Source organism: Roseibacillus persicicus (assembly GCF_014651675.1).
GTDB classification, from domain to species: Bacteria; Verrucomicrobiota; Verrucomicrobiia; order Verrucomicrobiales; family Akkermansiaceae; genus Roseibacillus; species Roseibacillus persicicus.
Window position 1 is genome coordinate 1 of record NZ_BMXI01000031.1, and the last position, 3,611, is coordinate 3,611.

The following is a 3,611-nucleotide window of genomic DNA, read 5'->3' on the forward strand; positions in this document are numbered from 1 at the left end:
GGCTTTGAGGGTGACCCCAGACCCCGACACAAATGGGTTCAACGCGGTTCAAGTCCGACTCAAGGTTATCATGGTGGGCATGTGCGTCAGAACGTGATCGGGGCCATTAACCCGAGCGATGGACAACTCGTGAGTCTGCTCGTTCCCCAAAGTGATACCGAGGTTTTTCAAGCCTTCCTCGACACCATGGCCAAAGAAGTTCCTCCAATTCATGGAGAGGTCTGGTTGGTGTTGGACAATGCGAGTTGGCATAAATCGAAAGCATTGAACTGGCACCACATTCGAGTCAAATTTCTGCCTCCCTACAGTCCCGACTTCAACCCGATTGAATGGCTTTGGCAGCACCTGAAGAGAGACTACCTGGCGGGCTTCGTCACTCGCCATGGGGGAGAACTCAACGAGAAGGTTTTTCAATCCATCCGAGCGCTCCTCAAGGAACCTGATGTTCTTAAATCAGTCTGCAATCCCTACTCCGAATAACGGCAAGTTCATGTGGAAAACGGTCTAGCTGCCAAGCTTGCATAGGAACAGCCTATGCGACTATTGCATTTCGAAGGCCGGGTTTCGGGCGCTTTCGAAGAAGTTTTTCGCTCTGCCAAAGAGCATTTTACTACTGAGCGCAAAACGGGGGCTCGTCTCCTGTAAGGCTTGGAAGTGGTTTCAAAGTCCGAGCGTCTCTGCAACCTCCGGCAGCTCCAGAAGGATGTGGTGTCCTGAGTTCGACTACTTAAAGTTTGTTTGAGATTAGTTGTCCGGGACTTCGGTCTCGGTTATCGTGTTCTGGCCTGTTAGAGTGAGATATGAAGAGGCGAGGCCTTCGGAAGAAACCGAGATTTTGACTTTTCCAGGTTCATCGACGGCTACGATAGCTAAGCAAAGAGAATTGAAGGCTTCTCGGTCCGGAGAGGAAAACTTGGTGAGGTTGCTGGAGTCTCCGTTCCCGGTCGCAATGACTCGTCCCGGTCCTTCGACTCGAAATTGAAGCTTGTTGTTGGCGGTTGGAACGGAATTTCCGCCAGAATCGACTATGCTGGCCGTGAGAAAGGCGTAGTCAGAGCCATTAGCGGAAACAGCAAGACGGTCTGCTTGCAAATTGAGGGACTTAGGTTCTCCTGCTGTTCTGACAACACTTTCGGCCCAAGGTTTGCCTTCCTTGTAGACAACGGCTTTGAGTTCTCCGGGTTCATACCTAATGGCATCCCAATGGATACGATAGTTTGATTTCTGATCTGTGGTTGGGTCGCCCTTTTGGAAGCGACCTTTTGATTGTTCGTTGAGAAAGAGTTCAGCTTCGTCTCCGTTGGTGTAGAGATGGACAGGAGTGATTTGTCCGACTTGCTCTTCCGGCCAATTCCAATGAGGAAGAAGATGGGCTACTGGTAACTCGGGCTTCCAAGCGGCTTGGTAGAGGTAGAAGCGGTCTTTGGGGAATCCACAAAGGTCCATGATTCCGTAGTAGGAAGAGCGAGAGGGAGATATGGTCTCGATACGACTTTTTCTAACCCGGATGGGCTTGGTCTTGGGCATGTTTTTGAGGATGTTCCGGGGAAGAAAAGGCCAAGGGTCACCAAGAAAATCATAACCAGTCCAAACAAACTGACCAAGATTCCAAGGCCTTGTCGTAGCGACTCCTTCAAGTTCTACCTCCGCAGGAAAGCCCCACGGAGGTGCGGAGCGATCATAGGATGAGATTTGGAAGGAGGCGAGATCGTAGCCAGAATTTCGTTTCCATTCCATTGGGAAAAAATATTCCCCCCGTGAAGAAATGGTGCGTGTGGTCTCGGCGCCGAAGAGAGCGAGAGTTTGTGCCTCGGAACGAATCTCAGCATAGAGATTGGGGTTGTAGTTGAGCCCCAGTAAATCAAGACCCTTCGATAGGTTCAGGCTCGTCTCGAGGGAATGGTTACAAATTGTGACCTGACGAGTTGGATCCTCGCTCTCAACGATCTGGCGAAGACTTTGAGCTAAAAAGAGACCTCGGGAGCGATTATGATAACCTCCGGCTACATTGTTACCCAACGACCACATAATCACGCTGGGAGAATTACGGAAGTTCCTAACCATGGAGCGAAGATCCTTCTCGTGCCAGTCCTCAAAAAAACGGCTGTAGTCGTTTTTTCGTTTGGGTATATCCCAGGTGTCGAAGGCTTCAATGAGGAGCAATATCCCTTCTTCGTCGCACAGCTCTACGAACCCTGGGGCTGGCGGGTTGTGGACAGTTCGAATGGCATTACAGCCCATTTTCTTGAGCAATTGAATCTGTCTCCGAGCTGCACTTCGGTTGAAGGCTGCTCCCAAAGGACCGAGGTCATGATGAATACAAACACCCTTGAGTTCAGTGGGCGTGCCATTGAGCAGGAACCCCTCATCAGCAAGGAAGGTGAGAGTGCGTATACCGGTCGTGAGCGAAAGTTCGTCGATCACTTTCTCGTCTTGGTGAAGCTTCGCAGTGAACTTAACCAGAGCTGGATCTCCCAGGGTCCAAGGGCGAGGACTGGTCAAGTCGAGTTTGAAAGGTGAGTTTTGAGCCGAAGCTGGCTTTGAGGAACCGATGACTTGACCTTCTTGAGTGGCCTCAAAGGATATTCGAAGGGTGTCGTCTTTCCCAACTATTTCAGTTGTAATTTCGACCTGAGTGACACCGTTCTTTTCGAGTGGATTTCGGACTATGATTCCATTGTGAGCAAAGTGGATCGGATTTGTCTTGCTGAGCCACACGTCGCGATAAAGCCCCGCTCCAGGATACCAGCGACTGGATTCAGTTAGGTTCTGTAAACGGATCGCGATGGAGTTAGGCTCATCGAACTTGAGGTGCTCGTTGGGAAGCTGGACTCGATAGGATGTGTAGCCATTGGGCCTGTATGAGATTTCCTGACCGTTGACAAAAATACGGGCTTCGGACATGGCGCCGTCGATACCGAGGAAAATGGATTTACCCCTGTCACCGGAATCAAGTGTTAAACCTTTGCGATACCACCCAACACCCTCATAGGGAAGTTTCCCAGTCTGGCCTTCAAGGAGGGAGTCAAATCCTTCCAAAACCGCCCAGTCGTGAGGGAGAGTGACTTTTGTCCAAGTTGAATCATCGAAAGATGGAGCGGAGGGGAAAGCATTTTCGGTGCGCTCCGCAAAGGTGTCTTCTTTCGAAGAATAGAACATCCAGTCTTCATTCCAGTTTTCATGGCTTCTTTCTGAACCCGATGTGCATCCAAGGCCAAACATGAAGGTGAAGCAATGAAGATAGTATCTACCCATATTCAGAGTAAGTCATCTTGATGGTGTTGGAGCAAGTTTGATTTTAAACCAATAATGCCTTAGCATGAAGTGGAGCTCGTTGCGGAAAGCTTTGCAGATAAGTCGGTAGGCATTGTGGTTTTCGGCGAGGGACCTAGGAAAGTGCGCGGCGGAATGAGTAGGGAGCGTACTCATCAATTAATGTGATAATGTTTTTTATGAAAATTAGGGGTGGTTTTTTAGAGTAGGGGAATGATTTCCCCTCGGTTCTAGACCGTTTTCCAGATGAAGTTGCCGAAAAAGACGCAAAACAAACTGTACTTTTAGGGTGTCTTTCTGAGAATCGCAAATCGGCCGTCAACGTCAGTTTCCAAATC

The 3,611-nt window shown here is 49.6% G+C and carries 2 protein-coding genes; one reads left to right on the top strand and one right to left on the bottom strand.

All coding sequences use genetic code 11. The features are described 5' to 3' along the window. The coding region (locus IE099_RS20305) for a transposase (RefSeq protein WP_189574569.1) at positions 1-480 on the top strand (480 nt) is incomplete at its 5' end. Positions 481-744: 264 nt separating this feature from the next. On the opposite strand, the gene IE099_RS20310 is transcribed toward IE099_RS20305, so the two are convergent. Further along, positions 745-3,159 (bottom strand): glycoside hydrolase family 2 TIM barrel-domain containing protein, encoded by a 2,415-nt coding sequence (locus IE099_RS20310; RefSeq protein WP_189574572.1) that lies wholly within the window; start codon positions 3,157-3,159, stop codon positions 745-747. Positions 3,160-3,611: the final 452 nt, after the last annotated feature.

Bases quoted from the DNA above. Each gene is read 5' to 3' on its own strand.
- IE099_RS20310 (WP_189574572.1), bottom strand. From the start codon at position 3,159: ATGTTCTATTCTTCGAAAGAAGACACCTTTGCGGAGCGCACCGAAAAT.